Here is a 14937-nt window from a genome sequence, read left to right on the forward strand (position 1 = left end):
GAGACAATGTGCAATTCTGCGCGAGGCCCAGTCTGCTTGCCGTGTCCGGTTGCGCAGGGTAAACCCGCATGATCGAACAATTTGAAGGAGAAGCTCTCGATGCGGGCATTCGTTTTTCCCGGCCAAGGGGCGCAGACAATCGGGATGGGGCGCGCGCTTGCGATGGCCTATCCGGCGGCAAAGGCCGTGTTTGACGAGGTTGACGACGCGTTGGGCGAAAACCTGTCTGCGCTGATCTGGGAGGGCGATATCGACACGCTGACCCTGACACAGAATGCGCAGCCTGCGTTGATGGCCACATCGCTGGCCACGATCCGCGCGCTGGAGGCCGAAGGCGTGGATGTGACCGCCGCCCGTTTCGTGGCTGGTCACAGCCTTGGCGAATATGCCGCCCTGGCCGCGGCGCGCGCCTTGACCATCGCCGATACCGCGCGCCTGTTGCGCGTCCGTGGGCGTGCCATGCAAGATGCCGTGCCGGTGGGTGTGGGCGCGATGGCCGTGTTGCTGGGTCTCGATTTTGATCAGGCCCGCGCTGTGGCCGAAGAAGCCGCCCAAGGCGAGGTTTGCGAGGCTGCCAATGACAATGATCCGGGGCAGGTGGTTGTCTCTGGCCACAAGGCCGCGGTGGAACGCGCGCTGGAGATTGCGAAACTCAAAGGGGCCAAGCGCGCCATGCTGCTGCCTGTTTCTGCGCCGTTTCATTGCAGCCTGATGGCCCCTGCGGCCGATGTGATGGCGCAGGCGCTTGATGGCGTGTCGATCACCCCGCCTGTCGTGGGGCTGGTCGCCAATGTGCTGGCCGATGTTGTCAGCGACCCTGCGCAGATCCGCAAATTGCTGGTCGCACAGGTCACGGGGTCGGTGCGCTGGCGCGAAAGCGTGGCTTTCATGGCGGCGCAGGGTGTGACGGATGTCTATGAAATCGGGGCGGGCAAGGCCCTGTCCGGCATGGTCAAGCGGATCAACCGTGATCTGGCCGCCACCGCCATTGGCACCCCCGAGGATGTGGTGGCCATGGCTGCTGCACTGCATGAATAAAGGAAAACAAATGTTTGATTTAACTGGAAAAACGGCACTAATTACGGGCGCGTCAGGTGGCATTGGCGGCGCGATTGCCAAGGCGCTTTATGACGCCGGTGCGACCGTCGCGCTGTCCGGCACACGGGTTGAACCGCTACAGGCGCTGGCCGCGTCGCTTGGCGATCGCGCCCATGTGCTGCCTTGCAACCTGTCGGATGCCGAGGCGGTGACCGCGCTGCCCAAACAGGCCGCCGATCTGATGGGGTCTGTCGATATTTTGGTCAATAATGCCGGCATCACCCGCGACAACCTGTTCATGCGGATGTCGGACGAGGAATGGTCATCGGTGCTGGAGGTCAATCTGACATCGACCATGCGCCTGTGCAAAGGCGTGATCCGCGGCATGATGAAAGCGCGCTGGGGCCGTATCGTGAATATCTCGTCCATCGTCGGGGCCACCGGCAATCCGGGGCAGGCGAATTATGCGGCCAGTAAGGCCGGCATGGTCGGCATGTCGAAATCCATCGCCTATGAGGTCGCAAGCCGGGGCATCACCGTGAACTGCGTGGCGCCCGGTTTCATCACCACCGCCATGACGGACAAGCTGAACGACGACCAGAAATCCGCGATCCTGACACAAGTCCCCGCAGGCCGGATGGGCGAGGCGGACGAGATCGCGGCGGCGGTGTTGTATCTGGCTAGCCAAGAGGCCGGTTATGTCACCGGCAGCACCTTGCATGTGAATGGCGGGATGGCCATGCTGTGAACCAGGCGGGGAACCAGGCGGGCGGGGAAATCGTTTGCCAAGACGAAATTCTCTGCTATGAGCCTCGCAGCTTGAAGATGCGGTGAATGCCCGCTTTGCTAAATCCCGCAAGGGAATCTGAAAACGGGCAGCTGCCCAGAAAGACATGAGGAATTGACATGAGCGATGTGGCCGACCGCGTACGCAAGATCGTTGTAGAGCATCTTGGTGTTGAAGAAGACAAAGTGACGGAGACTGCGTCCTTCATTGATGATCTGGGTGCAGACAGCCTTGATACCGTCGAATTGGTAATGGCGTTCGAAGAAGAATTCGGGATCGAGATCCCCGATGATGCTGCCGAAACGATCCAGACCTTTGGCGACGCCGTGAAATTCATTTCCAGCGCGCAATAAATTCAGCCCTGCGGGGTTGCGGGCGGCGTCCTTCGGGGCGCCGTTTTGCTTTGGCGCGTCGCTTTGCGCCCGTGCCATCATCCCCGCCCTTGCCCCGTGTGGGTGGGCTGGGGTATCAAGTCGAAAATACACCAAAAGGGTGAGGACATCAGATGCGTCGTGTCGTTGTAACTGGGTTGGGGTTGGTCACGCCGCTGGCTGACGGGGTTGAAAAAACATGGGAACGCCTGCTGGCCGGTGCGTCTGGCGCGGGCAAGATCACCGGCTTTGATCCCAGTCGTTTGACCACGCAATATGCTTGCGAGGTTCCCTTGGGTGATGGCAGTGACGGCACGTTCAACGCCGATGCCTATATGGAACCCAAAGAACAGCGCAAGGTCGATACCTTTATCCTGTTCGGCATGGCCGCCGCCCAGCAGGCGATCGAGGATGCGGGCTGGCAGCCCACAGACCCTGCCGATCTTGAACGCACGGGCGTGATGATCGGGTCGGGGATTGGTGGTCTCAATTCCATCGCCAATACCGCCGTGATGATGGCCGAAAAAGGGCCGCGCCGCGTGTCGCCTTTCTTTGTGCCCGGCGCGTTGATCAACCTGATCTCTGGTCAGGTGTCGATCCGCTACGGGTTTCGCGGGCCGAACCATGCGCCTGTCACCGCCTGTTCCACCGGCGCGCATGCGATTGGCGACGCATCCCGCCTGATCATGTTCGGCGATGCCGATGTGATGATCGCAGGCGGCGCAGAGGCCGCGATTTGCGAGCTTGGCATTGCCGGTTTCAACGCCTGCAAGGCTTTGTCCACCGCCCATAACGATGATCCGACCAAAGCCAGCCGCCCCTGGGACCGTGACCGTGACGGGTTTGTCATGGGCGAGGGGGCAGGGATCGTCGTGCTCGAAGAATATGAACATGCCAAGGCGCGCGGTGCGAAAATCTATGCCGAGGTGTTGGGGTACGGTCTGTCCGGTGACGCCCATCACATCACTGCCCCGCCGCCCGACCATGAAGGTGCCGAACGCGCGATGCGCGCTGCCTGCCGCAATGCCGGCATCGACCCCGCGCAGATTGATTACGTCAACGCGCATGGTACATCGACCATGGCCGATACGATCGAACTGGGCGCGGTGGAACGGCTTGTCGGGCCGCAGGCCGCGGCGAAACTGACCATGTCCTCGACCAAATCGGCGACCGGCCACCTGCTGGGGGCTGCTGGCGCGATTGAAGCGGTGTTTTCCATCCTTGCGATCCGCGATCAGGTGGCTCCGCCGACGATCAATCTGGACAATCCCGATGTCGAAACCACCGTGGACCTGTGTGCCAATACCAAACGCGCACGCCGGATCGACATTGCCCTGTCGAATTCCTTTGGCTTCGGGGGCACCAATGCCAGCGTGATTTTCGGGAAAATCGCTTGATGTGGCGACATATCGCAGCGAATTTCCTGACCTTTTTCACGGTCGCGCTGTTCTTGCTGGCGGGGGCTGTTGGCTGGGGGACGAAACAATACCGCGACCCCGGCCCCTTGGCCCAAGCGATCTGTTTTCAGGTGCCCAGCGGCGCGTCGATGTCACGGGTCACGGATGCGTTGGTGGCGCAGGGGGCTGTCAGCAACGGCACGATCCTGCGCATCGGTGCCGATTACAGCGAGACATCGGGCCTGTTGAAAGCGGGCAGTTTCCTTGTGCCGGAAGCGGCGTCGATGGAACAGATCATGGATATCATCACGCGCGGCGGTGCCAATAGCTGCGGCACCGAGGTGATTTACCGCATCGGTGTGAACCAGCTGCAAGGCGTGGTGCGCGAACTGGACCCCGCGACCAACCGTTTCGTGGAGCGTGCCAGCTTTGACCCGCTGTCCCAAGACGACCCCGCGATCTATACTGAGGTTCGCGCGCAAGCCGATACCCGTTTTCGCGTCGTGCTGGCCGAAGGTGTCACCAGCTGGCAGGTGCTGAACGCGTTGCGCGGCATCAGCACGCTGGATGCCGATGTCACCGAAACCCCGCCCGAAGGATCGCTGGCCCCTGCCAGCTATGAATTCACCCCCGGCGCGCCGGTGTCTGCTATTCTGGCGCAAATGACGGCGCGGCAGAACGATACCATCGCCACGGCCTGGGCCAACCGGCAGGACGGCCTGCCGCTGGACAGCCCTGCCGAAATGCTGGTCCTTGCCAGCATCATCGAAAAGGAAACCAGCGAGATCGACGAACGCCGGCAGGTCGCCAGCGTCTTCGTCAACCGCCTGCGGCAGGGGATGCGTTTGCAGACCGACCCCACCGTGATCTATGGCGTGACGCGTGGCCAGGGCGTGCTGGGCCGCGGCATCCGGCAAAGCGAATTGCGCGATGATAATCCGTGGAACACCTATGTGATCGACGGTTTGCCGCCGACGCCAATTGCCAATCCAGGTCAGGCCAGTATCGCCGCAGCGGTCAATCCCGATGAAACCGATTATATCTTTTTCGTCGCTAATGGCACCGGCGGGCATACGTTCACCACCAATCTGGCCGACCATAACCGCGCGGTGGCCATTTGGCGCCGGATCGAGGCCGAGCGCGAATCAAACCAGTAATCCGTTGAAAAGATAAAGAAACTGACAAAGGGTCGCCCGCTGCTCGGGCGGCCCTTTGTTGCGTTTTGTGCCGGTTTGCGATAGGATCGGCCCGCTAGATGGCGTGACGGGATCGTCGCCCACTCGACCTGCGGAAGGCTCCTAACAGGTCACAACACCATGACTGCACGACACGACCACGATTCCACCGCGCAGGCCAAGGCCCAGGCTCAGGCCAAGGCACAGGCTCAGGCGCGGGTGGCGGAAATCACAACCCTGTTCGCGCGAATCCGCGCCTTGCTGGACCACAGCCTGCGGATCACCGACGATCTGACCGAAGATACCCCCCGCACGATTATCACCCGTATGGATCAATTGATCGCGGCGCATCTCAAGGTGCTGACCGCAGAGGAGGCTTTCAATGCTGCCCAAACCGCAAACCCCGCTGACAGCGCCGACCTTGACAGCATCCGCGACGAGCTTGGGCGCAGATTTGATCGCCTCCGCGCCAGTCTCGGTGCAACAGGCGTTCCTGACCAGCCTGAGTGACGCCGAATTGCAGGCGCTGCCCTATCTGTTTGCCTTCTGGGCGATGCCGCATCAATTGCCGCCGCCGGGCGATTGGCGGACCTGGGTCATCTTGGGTGGACGGGGGGCCGGCAAGACGCGCGCGGGCGCCGAATGGGTGCGCCGCATGGTGGCCAGTGGTGCGCGCCGGATCGCGGTGGTCGGCGAAACCTATCACCAGGCGCGCGAGGTGATGGTGTTCGGCGACAGCGGGATCATGGCGGTCTGCCCGCCTGACGCGCGCCCCAAATGGATCGCCACCCGCCAGATGCTGGTCTGGCCCAATGGCGCGCAGGCCACGCTGTTTTCCGCCCAAGACCCAGAGGCGCTGCGCGGCCCCCAGTTCGATGCCGCTTGGGTGGACGAGCTGGCCAAATGGCGCAAGGCTGCGGCCACATGGGACATGCTGCAATTCGGGCTGCGGCTGGGGGATGCACCGCGCGTCTGCGTGACGACCACGCCGCGCCGGCAGGCCTTGCTGCGCAAATTGCTGGACCGGCCCAGCACCGTCGTCACCCATGCGCCCACCAGCGCCAATCGCGCCAATCTCGCCGACAGCTTTCTGGCGGAAATGACGGCGGAATATGCTGGCACGGCATTGGGGCGGCAGGAACTCGAAGGCGTGATGCTCGATGATGTGGATGGCGCCTTATGGCAGATGGGCGCGCTGGCCGCCTGTCAGGTGGACAGAGCACCGCCGCTGACGCGGATTGTCGTCGCGATCGACCCGCCCACTACGGCCCATGCCGGATCGGATGCCTGCGGGATGATCGTCGCAGGCGTGGTGATGGCAGGGCCGGTGCAGGACTGGCGCGCCTATGTGCTCGAAGACGCGAGCCTGCAAGGCGCCAGCCCCGATACCTGGGCGCGCGCTGCCATTGGTGCCATGGCGCGCCACAATGCCGACCGGCTGGTGGCCGAGGTGAACCAGGGCGGTGACATGGTCGCTGCCGTGATCCGCCAGATCGACCCGCTGGTGCCGTTGCGCGCGGTCCATGCCAGCCGTGGCAAGATCGCGCGCGCCGAACCTGTCGCCGCCCTTTATGAACAGGGCCGCGTGCGGCACCTGCGCGGGCTTGGCGATCTGGAGGACCAGATGTGCCAGATGACCGGCGCGGGCTATCAGGGCCGCGGATCGCCCGACCGTGTCGATGCTTTGGTCTGGGCGATCCACGACCTGATGATCGGCCCGGGCCAAAGCTGGCGCCACCCCCAGATCAGGGGGTTGTAGCCGTCGCAGCCCTGCGGGCTGCTCGGGCGCGCCGCGCGGGAGTATTTTTCGAAATAAGAAGCCGGGGCATCAACAGCGGGCCCCGGCTTTTTCTTTCGACTTCTCTTTTCCTTCAATACTCCCGCGCGGAGCGCTCCTGCCGTTGCAGCCGGTGCAGCCCGGGCAGGTGTTGCGTGCGGGCGCGCACGGTGCCGTAACCGCATCCTCAGCCCTGTGCGCTAAAGTCCTTTCAACGCCGCAATGATCGTTTCGAGGAGAAGCCATGTTTGATTTCCTGAATCGCAAACCGCCCGCTGCACCGCAGGTCAAGACCTCGGCCACGGGCCGTGTCGTCGCGCTGCAGGGGGCGGGGCGGGTGGCCTGGTCGCCGCGCGATGTCGTGTCGTTGACCCGGACAGGGTTTCTGGGCAATCCGGTCGGCTTTCGTGCGGTGCGCCTGATTGCCGAGGCGGCCGCAGCGATCCCGCTGGTGGTGCAGGATGACGACCACCGCTATGACCGCCATCCGGTGCAGGCGCTACTGGCGCGTCCCAATGGCGCACAGGGCCGTGCAGAATTGCTCGAAGCCTTGTTCGGGCAGTTGCTGCTGACCGGCAACGGCTATCTTGAGGCGGTGGCGGTGGATCGCCTGCCGGCCGAGATCCATGTTCTGCGCTCGGACCGGATGGCCGTGATCCCGGGGCCGGATGGCTGGCCCAAGGGGTATGAATATAGTGTCGATGGCCGCAAGCACCGCTTTGCCGTCACCGAGGATCACAGCCCGATCTGCCATGTCAAATCCTTTCATCCGCAAGATGATCATTACGGGTTTTCGCCTTTGCAGGCCTGTGCCGCGGCCATCGACGTGCATAATGCCGCTTCGCGCTGGTCCAAGGCCTTGCTTGACAACGCGGCACGGCCTTCGGGCGCGATTGTCTATCGTGGTGCGGATGGTCAATCTGCGCTGACCAGTGATCAATACGACCGGCTGGTCAGTGAAATGGAAAGCCAGCATCAGGGCGCGCGCAACGCAGGCCGGCCGATGCTGCTGGAAGGGGGGCTGGACTGGAAACCGATGGGGTTTTCGCCCTCTGACATGGAATTTCAGAAAACCAAGGAGGCCGCCGCGCGCGAGATTGCCATCGCCTTTGGCGTGCCGCCGATGCTGCTGGGGATTCCCGGTGATGCGACCTATGCCAATTATCAAGAGGCCAACCGCGCCTTTTACCGTCTGACGGTGCTGCCTTTGGCGACCCGCGTGGCATCGGTCATTGCCGACTGGCTGTCGGATTTTTCCGGCCAGCGCATCGAAATCCGCCCCGATAGCGACCAGATCGCCGCGCTGTCGCATGAACGTGACAGCCTCTGGGCGCGGGTGGGGGCGGCCAGTTTCCTCAGTGATGCGGAAAAGCGTCGCCTGTTGGGCCTGCCCGCGCAGGAGGTCGGCCAGCATGGATGACAAGGTGATCGCCCTGCGCGGCCAGCGCCGCCCGCCGCCGCCTGCATCGGATTTCTGGTTCGCGCAGGTCGATCTGCGCCTTGGCCGGATCGAAAGCATCATCGCGCGGCTGGCATGGCAGGTCTGGATCGTGGTCTGCGGCTGCGCCGGTCTGCTGGTTATCGAGATCGTCAAGGCAATCACTGGAGCCATATCATGAGTTTGGAACATAAATTCTGCACCGGCCCGCAGGCCGTGACCGTTACCGACGGGCAGGTGATCAGCGGCTATGCATCCTTGTTCGGCGCAACCGATCAGGGGGGCGATATCGTCGAGGCCGGTGCCTATCGCATCAGCCTGTCCAAGGGACGCCGGATCAAGATGCTCTGGCAGCATGATCCGGCCCAGCCCATCGGCGTCTGGGACGAGGTGGTCGAGGATGCCAAGGGCCTCTGGGTCCGGGGCCGTCTGCTGACCGACATCGCCCGCGCCCGCGAGGCCGCAAGCCTGATCGCGGCGGGCGCCATCGACGGGCTGTCGATCGGCTATCGCACGCTGCGCGCGCATAAAGACGCCAGCGGCGCGCGCCGCCTGTCGGAACTGGACCTGTGGGAAGTGTCCTTGGTCACCTTTCCGATGCTGCCCGAGGCCCGTGTCACTGCCAAGGCGCAGGCCCGCGACACCGATGATCTGGACCGTCTTGCGCGTGCTTTTGCGCAGGCGCGCCACCTGCTGCCCCCGCTTTAACCCCGACCGCCAAAGGAAAACCCCATGACCACACCCGTGCCCAAGGCCCGGATCGCAGAAGATCTGTCCGCGCCTGACCTGACCGAAGCCATCGCCGGATTTCTGGCGGATTTCACCAACTTTACCAACGGCCTGCAGGCCAAACTTCAAAAACAGGATGACCGCATGAACAAGCTGGATCGCAAGACGATGATGACCGCCCGCAGCGCGTTGACGACAGGGGCTGTGCCGGATGCACCGCATCAAAAGGCCTTTGCCGCCTATCTGCGCTCGGGCGATGATGACGCGCTGCGCGGGCTGGATCTGGACGGCAAGGCGCTGTCATCGGTGATGGCCGCCGATGGTGGCTATCTGGTGGACCCCCAGACCGCCGAGACGATCAAAAGCACCTTGTCCTCGACCGCATCCTTGCGGGCTGTGGCCAGCGTTGTGACGGTGGATGCCACATCTTACGATGTGCTGGTCGATCACACCGAAATGGGCGCTGGCTGGGCGACCGAGACGGGCAGCATGGCGGAAACCACTACACCGCAGATCGACCGGATCAGCATTGCGCTGCATGAACTTTCGGCGCTGCCCAAGGCGTCGCAGCGGCTGCTGGATGACAGTGCCTTTGACATCGAAGGCTGGTTGGCAGGCCGGATCGCGGATAAATTCGCGCGCTCGGAAGCGGCGGCGTTTATCAACGGCGACGGGATCGACAAGCCCAAGGGGATGCTGACCTATCCACAGGTCGAAAACGAGATCTGGGAATGGGGCAATATCGGTTTCGTGGCCACGGGTGTTTCCGGTGGCATCCAGTCGGGTGATCCGATTGTGGACCTCGTCTATGCCTTGGGGGCGGTGTACCGCGCCAATGCCAGCTTTGTGATGAATTCCAAGACCGCTGGCACGATCCGCAAGCTCAAGGACAATGACGGCCGCTTCTTGTGGTCCGACGGTCTGGCCGCGGGCGAGCCTGCGCGGCTGATGGGCTATCCGGTGCTGGTGGCCGAAGACATGCCCGATATCGCGGCAGGCTCTGCCGCCATCGCGTTCGGTGATTTCGGGGCGGGTTATACCGTGGCCGAACGCCCCGATCTGCGCGTGTTGCGCGATCCGTTCTCGGCCAAGCCGCATGTGCTGTTTTATGCCACCAAGCGCGTGGGCGGTGCGGTCAGCGATTTCGCCGCGATCAAGCTGCTGAAATTCGCGGTCAGCTGATCCTGACCCGATAGGGCGCGCGCAGCACTGCGCGTTGCCCGGCCCCCGGATACAGGCCCAAGCGGCCATGTCTAGCAGCCCCCCCTTCCGTCCGAGCATGGCCGGGTGGGTCTGTGTCCGGGATAGCTGTGCCATATGAACTCGGAGCAAATCCATGATGTTAGTCGAAGAAAATCCGGTACCCGACGCGGTTTTGCCGGTGGCGCAGCTGAAAGAATATCTGCGCCTTGCCACGGGTTTTGTCGATGATGCCGATCAGGACGGGCTGTTGTTGCGGCATCTGCGCGCCGCCATGGCCGCGATCGAGGCACGCACTGGCAAGATCCTGATTGACCGCGATTTCACTTGGACCCTGCGTGCCTGGCGCGATCCGGTGCGTCAGCTGCTGCCGATCGCGCCGGTCAATGCCATCGTGCATGTCACGCAGCTGGCCCATGACGGGGCCGCTACCCTCACCGACCCCGCCACATGGTATCTGGTGGCTGATGCGACGCGCCCTGCGCTGGTGGCCAAGGGTGGGGTGTTGCCGCCGGTGCCGCCGCATGGGTCGGTGCGGATCGGGCTGATGGCGGGGTTCGGGCCGGACTGGTCGGACCTGCCTGCCGATCTGGCACAGGCCAGCCTGATGCTGGCCGCCCATCATTACGACAGCCGCCATGATATGGCCATCGCCGCCCTGCCGCCCAGCGTCACCGCCATGGTGGACAGGTTCCGCGATCTGCGTCTGGGGGGGCGGGCATGAGCATTCCGCAAATGACCCGCGCGCTGGTGCTGGAACACCGCGTGCAGACCCCTGATGGCGCGGGTGGTTTCACCAGCGACTGGCAGAGCTTGGGCCGCGTCTGGGCCGCAATCAAGCCCGGCACCGGGCGCGAGGCAGCGGCGCTGTCGGCCAGCCTGTCGCGCGTGCCTTACCAGATCATCCTGCGTGCCGCGCCTCATGGTGCGCCATCGCGCCCGCAACCGGGCCAAAGGTTCCGGCTGGGCGCGCGGTTGTTCGCCATCGCGGCGGTGACCGAGGCTGATGACAAGGGTCTGTATCTGACCTGCACCGCAACCGAGGAGGTGGCCACATGACCTATGCCATCGCGGCCGCGCTGCAGACAGCGGTTTATACACGGCTGAGTGCTGATCCGGCACTTGCCACGCTGGTGGGGGCTGCGATCTATGACGCGGTGCCTGCCGGTCCCTTGCCGCCGCTTTATGTGGTGCTGGGCAACGAGGATGTGCGCGATGCCTCCGACAAGACCGGCGCAGGCGCCACGCATGCGCTGAGCATTGATGTACTGAGCGAGGCGGCAGGGTTCGCCGGTGCCAAGGCCGCGGCCGGCGCTGTCTGCGATGCGCTGCTGGATGCGCCATTGACGCTGTCGCGCGGCACGCTGGTCGGCCTGCATTTCACCAAGGCCAAGGCCGCGCGCACCAGCACCGGCAACATGCGCCAGATTACCCTGACCTTTCGCGCCCGTGTGGCCGACGACATTTAACCCCGATCATAAAGGAGAGCCCCGATGGTGGCCCAGAACGGAAAAGACCTGCTGATCAAGATCGACATGACCGGCGATGGCCAGTTTGAAACCTTGGCCGGCCTGCGCGCGACGCGGATCAGCCTGAATGCGGAAACGGTGGATGTGACCAGCCTTGACAGCACCGGGGGCTGGCGCGAATTGCTGGGCGGTGCGGGGGTGAAAACCGCCGCGATTTCCGGCGCGGGCGTGTTCAAGGATGACGCCACGGACGAGCGCGCGCGCCAGATTTTCTTTGGCGGGCTGATGCCGGATTTTCAGGTCATCATCCCCGGTTTCGGCACGCTGCAAGGCGCGTTCCAGATCACCGGCATTGATTACGCAGGCAGCCATAACGGCGAGGCGAGCTATGAAATCGCGCTGGCGTCGGGCGGGGCCTTGCAATTCGTGGCGCTGGTCTGATGGCCAATCCTTTCGCGGGTGAAGTGGCCGTCACCATCGGTGACAGCGTGATCGAGGCCAAGCTGACGCTGGGTGCTTTGGCAGAACTGGAAACGACCCTGCAAACCGGGTCGCTGGTCGATCTGGTGGCGCGGTTTGAATGTGGTGCGTTTTCCAGCCGCGACGTGATGGCCGTGATCGTGGCAGGGCTGCGCGGCGGCGGCTGGCGCGGACAGGCGGATGATCTGCTGGCGGTGGATTTTCCCGGCGGGCCGCTGGGTGCGGCGCGGCTGGCGGCGCGCCTGCTGGCGCGGGCCTTCACGGTGCCGCAATGACACCGCTGGACTGGGCAGGGCTGATGCGCGCGGGGCTTTGCAGCTTGCGCCTGTCGCCTGCCGTCTTTTGGGCGCTGACGCCTGCGGAACTGCAATTGATGCTGGGCGCGCAGGCCGGGCCTGCGCCGATGACGCGCGCGGGGCTGGATGCGCTGGCGCGCGCCTTTCCCGATGATCCAATAGGGGATGAAGATGAATGATCTTGACCGGCTTGATGCCTTTGACAGCGATATTTCCGCGCTGGAACGCAGCCTTGGCGATGTGTCGGCTGTCACGGCGGCCTTTGAGGCGCAATTGCGCGGCACGCAAACCGCGCTGAACGATACGACCCGCGATCTGGGCAATCTCGAACGGGGGTTCTCAAACGGATTGCGCCGCGCGCTGGATGGGCTGGTGCTGGATGGCAAGACCCTGTCGGATGTCTTTGCCGGTCTGGGCCGGTCGATGTCTGGCACGGTCTATAATGCCGCGCTGAAACCTGTGACCGACCATTTCGGCGGGATGCTGGCAGGGGGGCTGAACAGCCTGGTCTCCGGCCTGATGCCCTTTGCCGATGGTGCGCCGTTTTCGCAAGGCCGCGTGATGCCCTTTGCCAAGGGTGGGATCGTGTCCAGCCCCACGACATTCCCGATGCGCGGCGGCACCGGATTGATGGGCGAGGCGGGGCCAGAGGCGATCATGCCACTGGCGCGCGGCCCTGACGGGCGGCTGGGCGTGCGCGGCGGTGGTGGCGGTGGCGTGCATGTCACCATGCAGATCACCACACCCGATGTGCAGGGGTTCCAGCGCAGCCAGTCGCAGATCGCACAGCAGATGGCGCGCGCGATGCAGCGCAGCCAGCGCAACAGCTAAGGACAACGCGATGTTTCACGAGATCAGATTTCCCGCCAACCTGTCATTCGGCGCCACCGGTGGGCCGGAACGGCGCACCGAGGTCGTCACCCTTGCCAATGGATACGAGGAACGCAACACGCCTTGGGCGCATGCGCGCAGGCGTTATGACGCGGGGCTGGGGCTGAGCGCGCTGGACGATCTGGCGGTGCTGATCGCGTTTTTCGAGGCGCGCCAAGGCCAGTTGATCGGTTTTCGCTGGAAAGACTGGTCGGATTACAAATCCTGCCTGCCCTCGCAGGATACCGCAGGGCCGGACCAGTTGATCGGTCTGGGTGACGAGCTGACCACGCAATTCCAGCTGTCCAAGACCTATCGCTCGGGCGAGACCAGCTATATCCGCCCCATCACGAAACCCGTCGCAGGCACGATCCGCGTCAGCCGTGGGGGTGATACGATGGTGGCGGGGGTGGATTATACCGTCGATGTCACGACCGGCATCGTCAGTTTCACCGATCCGCCCGACATTGGCGCGCAAATCAGGGCGGCGTTCGAATTTGACGTGCCGGTGCGTTTTGCCACCGATACGATCCGCACATCCATGTCACGCTTTCAGGCGGGCGAGGCCCCCGACGTGCCGGTGATCGAGGTGCGGATATGACCGGGCTTGCCGCACATCTGGCAGGTGGCGCGACGCAGACCTGCCATTGCTGGTCCGTCACCCGTCTTGACGGGGTGACCTTGGGGTTCACCGACCATGATCTGCCGCTGAGCTTTGACGGTATCCGCTTTGCCCCTGACACGGGTCTGTCTGCGCGCGCCTTGTCCAGCACCACGGGGCTGTCGGTGAACAATACCGAGGCGCTGGGCGCGCTGTCGTCCGCTGCGATATCCGAGGCCGATATCACCGCGGGCCGCTATTCCGGGGCCATGGTGCGCATCTGGCAGGTGCGCTGGGATGCGCTGGCTGACCGCGCGCTGCAATTCGCGGGCACCCTGGGCGAGATCACCCGCGCCAAAGGTGGCTTTCAGGCCGAACTCCGCGGGCTGACCGAGATGCTGAACCAGCCGCAGGGGCGGTCATATCTGACGCAATGTTCCGCCGTGCTGGGCGATGCGCGCTGCCGCTTTGCGCTGGATGATCCGGCCTACCGGTTCAGCGCGCAGCCTGTCGCGGTGCAGGATAACCGTGTGTTCCGCTTTGCCGGGCAGGTCATGTTCAACGATGGCTGGTTTGAGGCGGGGCAATTGCAGGTCACCACCGGCCCTGCCGCTGGCCTGTCGGGGGTGGTGAAATCCGACCGGCTGTTGAACGCGGTACGCGAGATTACGCTGTGGGACCCGATCCGCGCAGGCATTGGCGTGGCGGATATGTTGACCCTGACCGCAGGCTGCGACAAGGCGGCGGTGACCTGCCGCGTGAAATTTGCCAATCTGCTGAACTTTCAGGGCTTTCCCGATATTCCGGGCGATGACTGGCTGGTTGCCGTGCCGCGCAGCGACAGCAACCTGACCGGCCAGAGCCGGCGCAACCCATGACGCCCCCCGTGGTACTGGCCGCGCGGCGCTGGATCGGCACGCCCTATCTGCATCAAGGGGCCGCGCGCGGCATCGGTTGCGATTGTCTGGGCCTGTTGCGCGGGCTTTGGCGTGAATTGCATGGGGCAGAGCCGGAACAGGTTCCGGCCTACACGCCCGATTGGTCCGAACCGCAGGGGCAGGAACGGCTGTGGCAGGCCGCGCTGCGCCATATGCCGCCTGCAACGGGTCCGCTGGCAGCGGGTGATGTGCTGCTCTTTCGGATGCGCGCGGGCGGGGTGGCCAAGCATCTGGGGCTGGTGTCAGTCACCGGCGCCGCCCCTGCGTTCATTCACGCCTATAGCGGGCATGGCGTTGTCGAAAGCCCGCTGAGCGCACCTTGGGCGCGCCGGATCGCGGCGCGTTTCCTCTTTGCACAAAGGATCATCTGA

21 protein-coding genes are annotated in these 14937 nt (G+C 64.0%); all 21 read left to right on the plus strand.

Going from position 1 to position 14937, the window contains the following annotated elements; genetic code table 11:
• Positions 1–99: 99 nt before the first annotated feature.
• The 21 genes from fabD (at position 100) to ACPF9B_RS04840 (ending at position 14937) form a co-directional block, all read left to right on the plus strand.
• Entirely contained in the window at positions 100–1038 is a 939-nt protein-coding gene (gene fabD, locus ACPF9B_RS04740; protein ID WP_424179589.1) for an ACP S-malonyltransferase, read from the plus strand.
• 10 nt (positions 1039–1048) lie between these two features.
• A complete protein-coding gene (gene fabG / locus ACPF9B_RS04745) occupies positions 1049–1786 on the plus strand; it encodes a 3-oxoacyl-ACP reductase FabG (protein WP_424179591.1) in 738 nt (245 codons plus the stop codon).
• A gap of 158 nt (positions 1787–1944) precedes the next feature.
• Entirely contained in the window at positions 1945–2178 is a 234-nt protein-coding gene (locus ACPF9B_RS04750) for an acyl carrier protein (RefSeq protein ID WP_007205102.1), read from the plus strand.
• A 152-nt stretch (positions 2179–2330) separates the two neighbouring features.
• Positions 2331–3593 carry a beta-ketoacyl-ACP synthase II gene (fabF, locus tag ACPF9B_RS04755; RefSeq protein ID WP_007205101.1) on the plus strand — a complete coding sequence of 421 codons (1263 nt, stop codon included), beginning with the start codon at positions 2331–2333 and terminating at the stop codon, positions 3591–3593.
• A complete protein-coding gene (gene mltG / locus ACPF9B_RS04760; RefSeq protein ID WP_424179594.1) occupies positions 3593–4750 on the plus strand; it encodes an endolytic transglycosylase MltG in 1158 nt (385 codons plus the stop codon). Before fabF ends, mltG begins: the two co-directional genes overlap by 1 nt.
• Positions 4751–4909: 159 nt before the next feature.
• Positions 4910–5278, plus strand: coding sequence for a hypothetical protein (locus ACPF9B_RS04765; protein ID WP_424179596.1), 369 nt, complete (start codon positions 4910–4912; stop codon positions 5276–5278).
• Positions 5247–6527, plus strand: a complete 1281-nt coding sequence (locus tag ACPF9B_RS04770) for a DNA-packaging protein (protein WP_424180354.1) — start codon at positions 5247–5249, stop codon at positions 6525–6527. The genes ACPF9B_RS04765 and ACPF9B_RS04770 overlap by 32 nt, the downstream gene beginning before the upstream one ends.
• A 262-nt stretch (positions 6528–6789) precedes the next feature.
• Entirely contained in the window at positions 6790–7965 is a 1176-nt protein-coding gene (locus ACPF9B_RS04775) for a phage portal protein (RefSeq protein ID WP_424179598.1), read from the plus strand.
• Complete coding sequence (locus ACPF9B_RS04780) at positions 7958–8164, plus strand: hypothetical protein (protein ID WP_007205096.1); 207 nt, start codon at positions 7958–7960, stop codon at positions 8162–8164. The genes ACPF9B_RS04775 and ACPF9B_RS04780 overlap by 8 nt, the downstream gene beginning before the upstream one ends.
• Positions 8161–8691 carry an HK97 family phage prohead protease gene (locus ACPF9B_RS04785; protein ID WP_424179600.1) on the plus strand — a complete coding sequence of 177 codons (531 nt, stop codon included), beginning with the start codon at positions 8161–8163 and terminating at the stop codon, positions 8689–8691. The genes ACPF9B_RS04780 and ACPF9B_RS04785 overlap by 4 nt, the downstream gene beginning before the upstream one ends.
• Before the next feature lie 24 nt (positions 8692–8715).
• On the plus strand, positions 8716–9894 hold the full coding sequence (locus ACPF9B_RS04790; RefSeq protein ID WP_007205094.1) for a phage major capsid protein: 1179 nt from the start codon (positions 8716–8718) through the stop codon (positions 9892–9894).
• Positions 9895–10048: 154 nt separating this feature from the next.
• Positions 10049–10636 (plus strand): head-tail connector protein, encoded by a 588-nt coding sequence (locus ACPF9B_RS04795; RefSeq protein ID WP_007205093.1) that lies wholly within the window; start codon positions 10049–10051, stop codon positions 10634–10636.
• Positions 10633–10971: a phage head closure protein gene (locus ACPF9B_RS04800; protein WP_213394638.1), complete on the plus strand. Its 339-nt coding sequence runs from the start codon at positions 10633–10635 to the stop codon at positions 10969–10971. Before ACPF9B_RS04795 ends, ACPF9B_RS04800 begins: the two co-directional genes overlap by 4 nt.
• Positions 10968–11381, plus strand: a complete 414-nt coding sequence (locus ACPF9B_RS04805; RefSeq protein ID WP_424179603.1) for a DUF3168 domain-containing protein — start codon at positions 10968–10970, stop codon at positions 11379–11381. The genes ACPF9B_RS04800 and ACPF9B_RS04805 overlap by 4 nt, the downstream gene beginning before the upstream one ends.
• Before the next feature lie 24 nt (positions 11382–11405).
• The gene (locus ACPF9B_RS04810) at positions 11406–11822 is read left to right on the plus strand and encodes a phage major tail protein, TP901-1 family (protein WP_213394636.1); all 417 of its coding nucleotides are present in this window, start codon (positions 11406–11408) and stop codon (positions 11820–11822) included.
• Entirely contained in the window at positions 11822–12136 is a 315-nt protein-coding gene (locus ACPF9B_RS04815) for a gene transfer agent family protein (protein ID WP_424179605.1), read from the plus strand. Before ACPF9B_RS04810 ends, ACPF9B_RS04815 begins: the two co-directional genes overlap by 1 nt.
• Positions 12133–12336: a rcc01693 family protein gene (locus ACPF9B_RS04820; RefSeq protein ID WP_424179607.1), complete on the plus strand. Its 204-nt coding sequence runs from the start codon at positions 12133–12135 to the stop codon at positions 12334–12336. The genes ACPF9B_RS04815 and ACPF9B_RS04820 overlap by 4 nt, the downstream gene beginning before the upstream one ends.
• Entirely contained in the window at positions 12329–12988 is a 660-nt protein-coding gene (locus ACPF9B_RS04825; RefSeq protein ID WP_424179609.1) for a phage tail tape measure protein, read from the plus strand. The genes ACPF9B_RS04820 and ACPF9B_RS04825 overlap by 8 nt, the downstream gene beginning before the upstream one ends.
• A 10-nt stretch (positions 12989–12998) precedes the next feature.
• Positions 12999–13628 carry a phage distal tail protein, Rcc01695 family gene (locus tag ACPF9B_RS04830; RefSeq protein WP_424179611.1) on the plus strand — a complete coding sequence of 210 codons (630 nt, stop codon included), beginning with the start codon at positions 12999–13001 and terminating at the stop codon, positions 13626–13628.
• Positions 13625–14506 carry a DUF2163 domain-containing protein gene (locus ACPF9B_RS04835; protein WP_424179613.1) on the plus strand — a complete coding sequence of 294 codons (882 nt, stop codon included), beginning with the start codon at positions 13625–13627 and terminating at the stop codon, positions 14504–14506. The genes ACPF9B_RS04830 and ACPF9B_RS04835 overlap by 4 nt, the downstream gene beginning before the upstream one ends.
• On the plus strand, positions 14503–14937 hold the full coding sequence (locus ACPF9B_RS04840) for an NlpC/P60 family protein (RefSeq protein ID WP_424179615.1): 435 nt from the start codon (positions 14503–14505) through the stop codon (positions 14935–14937). The genes ACPF9B_RS04835 and ACPF9B_RS04840 overlap by 4 nt, the downstream gene beginning before the upstream one ends.

Origin of the sequence: Yoonia sp. TsM2_T14_4 (assembly GCF_049602355.1) — a bacterium.
GTDB classification, from domain to species: domain Bacteria; phylum Pseudomonadota; class Alphaproteobacteria; order Rhodobacterales; family Rhodobacteraceae; genus Yoonia; species Yoonia vestfoldensis_A.

Bases quoted from the DNA above. Each gene is read 5' to 3' on its own strand.
- ACPF9B_RS04775 (WP_424179598.1), top strand. From the start codon at position 6,790: ATGTTTGATTTCCTGAATCGCAAACCGCCCGCTGCACCGCAGGTCAAG.
- ACPF9B_RS04805 (WP_424179603.1), top strand. From the start codon at position 10,968: ATGACCTATGCCATCGCGGCCGCGCTGCAGACAGCGGTTTATACACGG.
- ACPF9B_RS04820 (WP_424179607.1), top strand. From the start codon at position 12,133: ATGACACCGCTGGACTGGGCAGGGCTGATGCGCGCGGGGCTTTGCAGC.
- ACPF9B_RS04810 (WP_213394636.1), top strand. From the start codon at position 11,406: ATGGTGGCCCAGAACGGAAAAGACCTGCTGATCAAGATCGACATGACC.
- ACPF9B_RS04765 (WP_424179596.1), top strand. From the start codon at position 4,910: ATGACTGCACGACACGACCACGATTCCACCGCGCAGGCCAAGGCCCAG.
- ACPF9B_RS04815 (WP_424179605.1), top strand. From the start codon at position 11,822: ATGGCCAATCCTTTCGCGGGTGAAGTGGCCGTCACCATCGGTGACAGC.
- fabG (WP_424179591.1), top strand. From the start codon at position 1,049: ATGTTTGATTTAACTGGAAAAACGGCACTAATTACGGGCGCGTCAGGT.
- ACPF9B_RS04830 (WP_424179611.1), top strand. From the start codon at position 12,999: ATGTTTCACGAGATCAGATTTCCCGCCAACCTGTCATTCGGCGCCACC.
- ACPF9B_RS04800 (WP_213394638.1), top strand. From the start codon at position 10,633: ATGAGCATTCCGCAAATGACCCGCGCGCTGGTGCTGGAACACCGCGTG.
- ACPF9B_RS04780 (WP_007205096.1), top strand. From the start codon at position 7,958: ATGGATGACAAGGTGATCGCCCTGCGCGGCCAGCGCCGCCCGCCGCCG.
- ACPF9B_RS04785 (WP_424179600.1), top strand. From the start codon at position 8,161: ATGAGTTTGGAACATAAATTCTGCACCGGCCCGCAGGCCGTGACCGTT.
- ACPF9B_RS04790 (WP_007205094.1), top strand. From the start codon at position 8,716: ATGACCACACCCGTGCCCAAGGCCCGGATCGCAGAAGATCTGTCCGCG.
- fabF (WP_007205101.1), top strand. From the start codon at position 2,331: ATGCGTCGTGTCGTTGTAACTGGGTTGGGGTTGGTCACGCCGCTGGCT.
- mltG (WP_424179594.1), top strand. From the start codon at position 3,593: ATGTGGCGACATATCGCAGCGAATTTCCTGACCTTTTTCACGGTCGCG.
- ACPF9B_RS04835 (WP_424179613.1), top strand. From the start codon at position 13,625: ATGACCGGGCTTGCCGCACATCTGGCAGGTGGCGCGACGCAGACCTGC.
- ACPF9B_RS04750 (WP_007205102.1), top strand. From the start codon at position 1,945: ATGAGCGATGTGGCCGACCGCGTACGCAAGATCGTTGTAGAGCATCTT.
- fabD (WP_424179589.1), top strand. From the start codon at position 100: ATGCGGGCATTCGTTTTTCCCGGCCAAGGGGCGCAGACAATCGGGATG.
- ACPF9B_RS04795 (WP_007205093.1), top strand. From the start codon at position 10,049: ATGATGTTAGTCGAAGAAAATCCGGTACCCGACGCGGTTTTGCCGGTG.
- ACPF9B_RS04825 (WP_424179609.1), top strand. From the start codon at position 12,329: ATGAATGATCTTGACCGGCTTGATGCCTTTGACAGCGATATTTCCGCG.
- ACPF9B_RS04840 (WP_424179615.1), top strand. From the start codon at position 14,503: ATGACGCCCCCCGTGGTACTGGCCGCGCGGCGCTGGATCGGCACGCCC.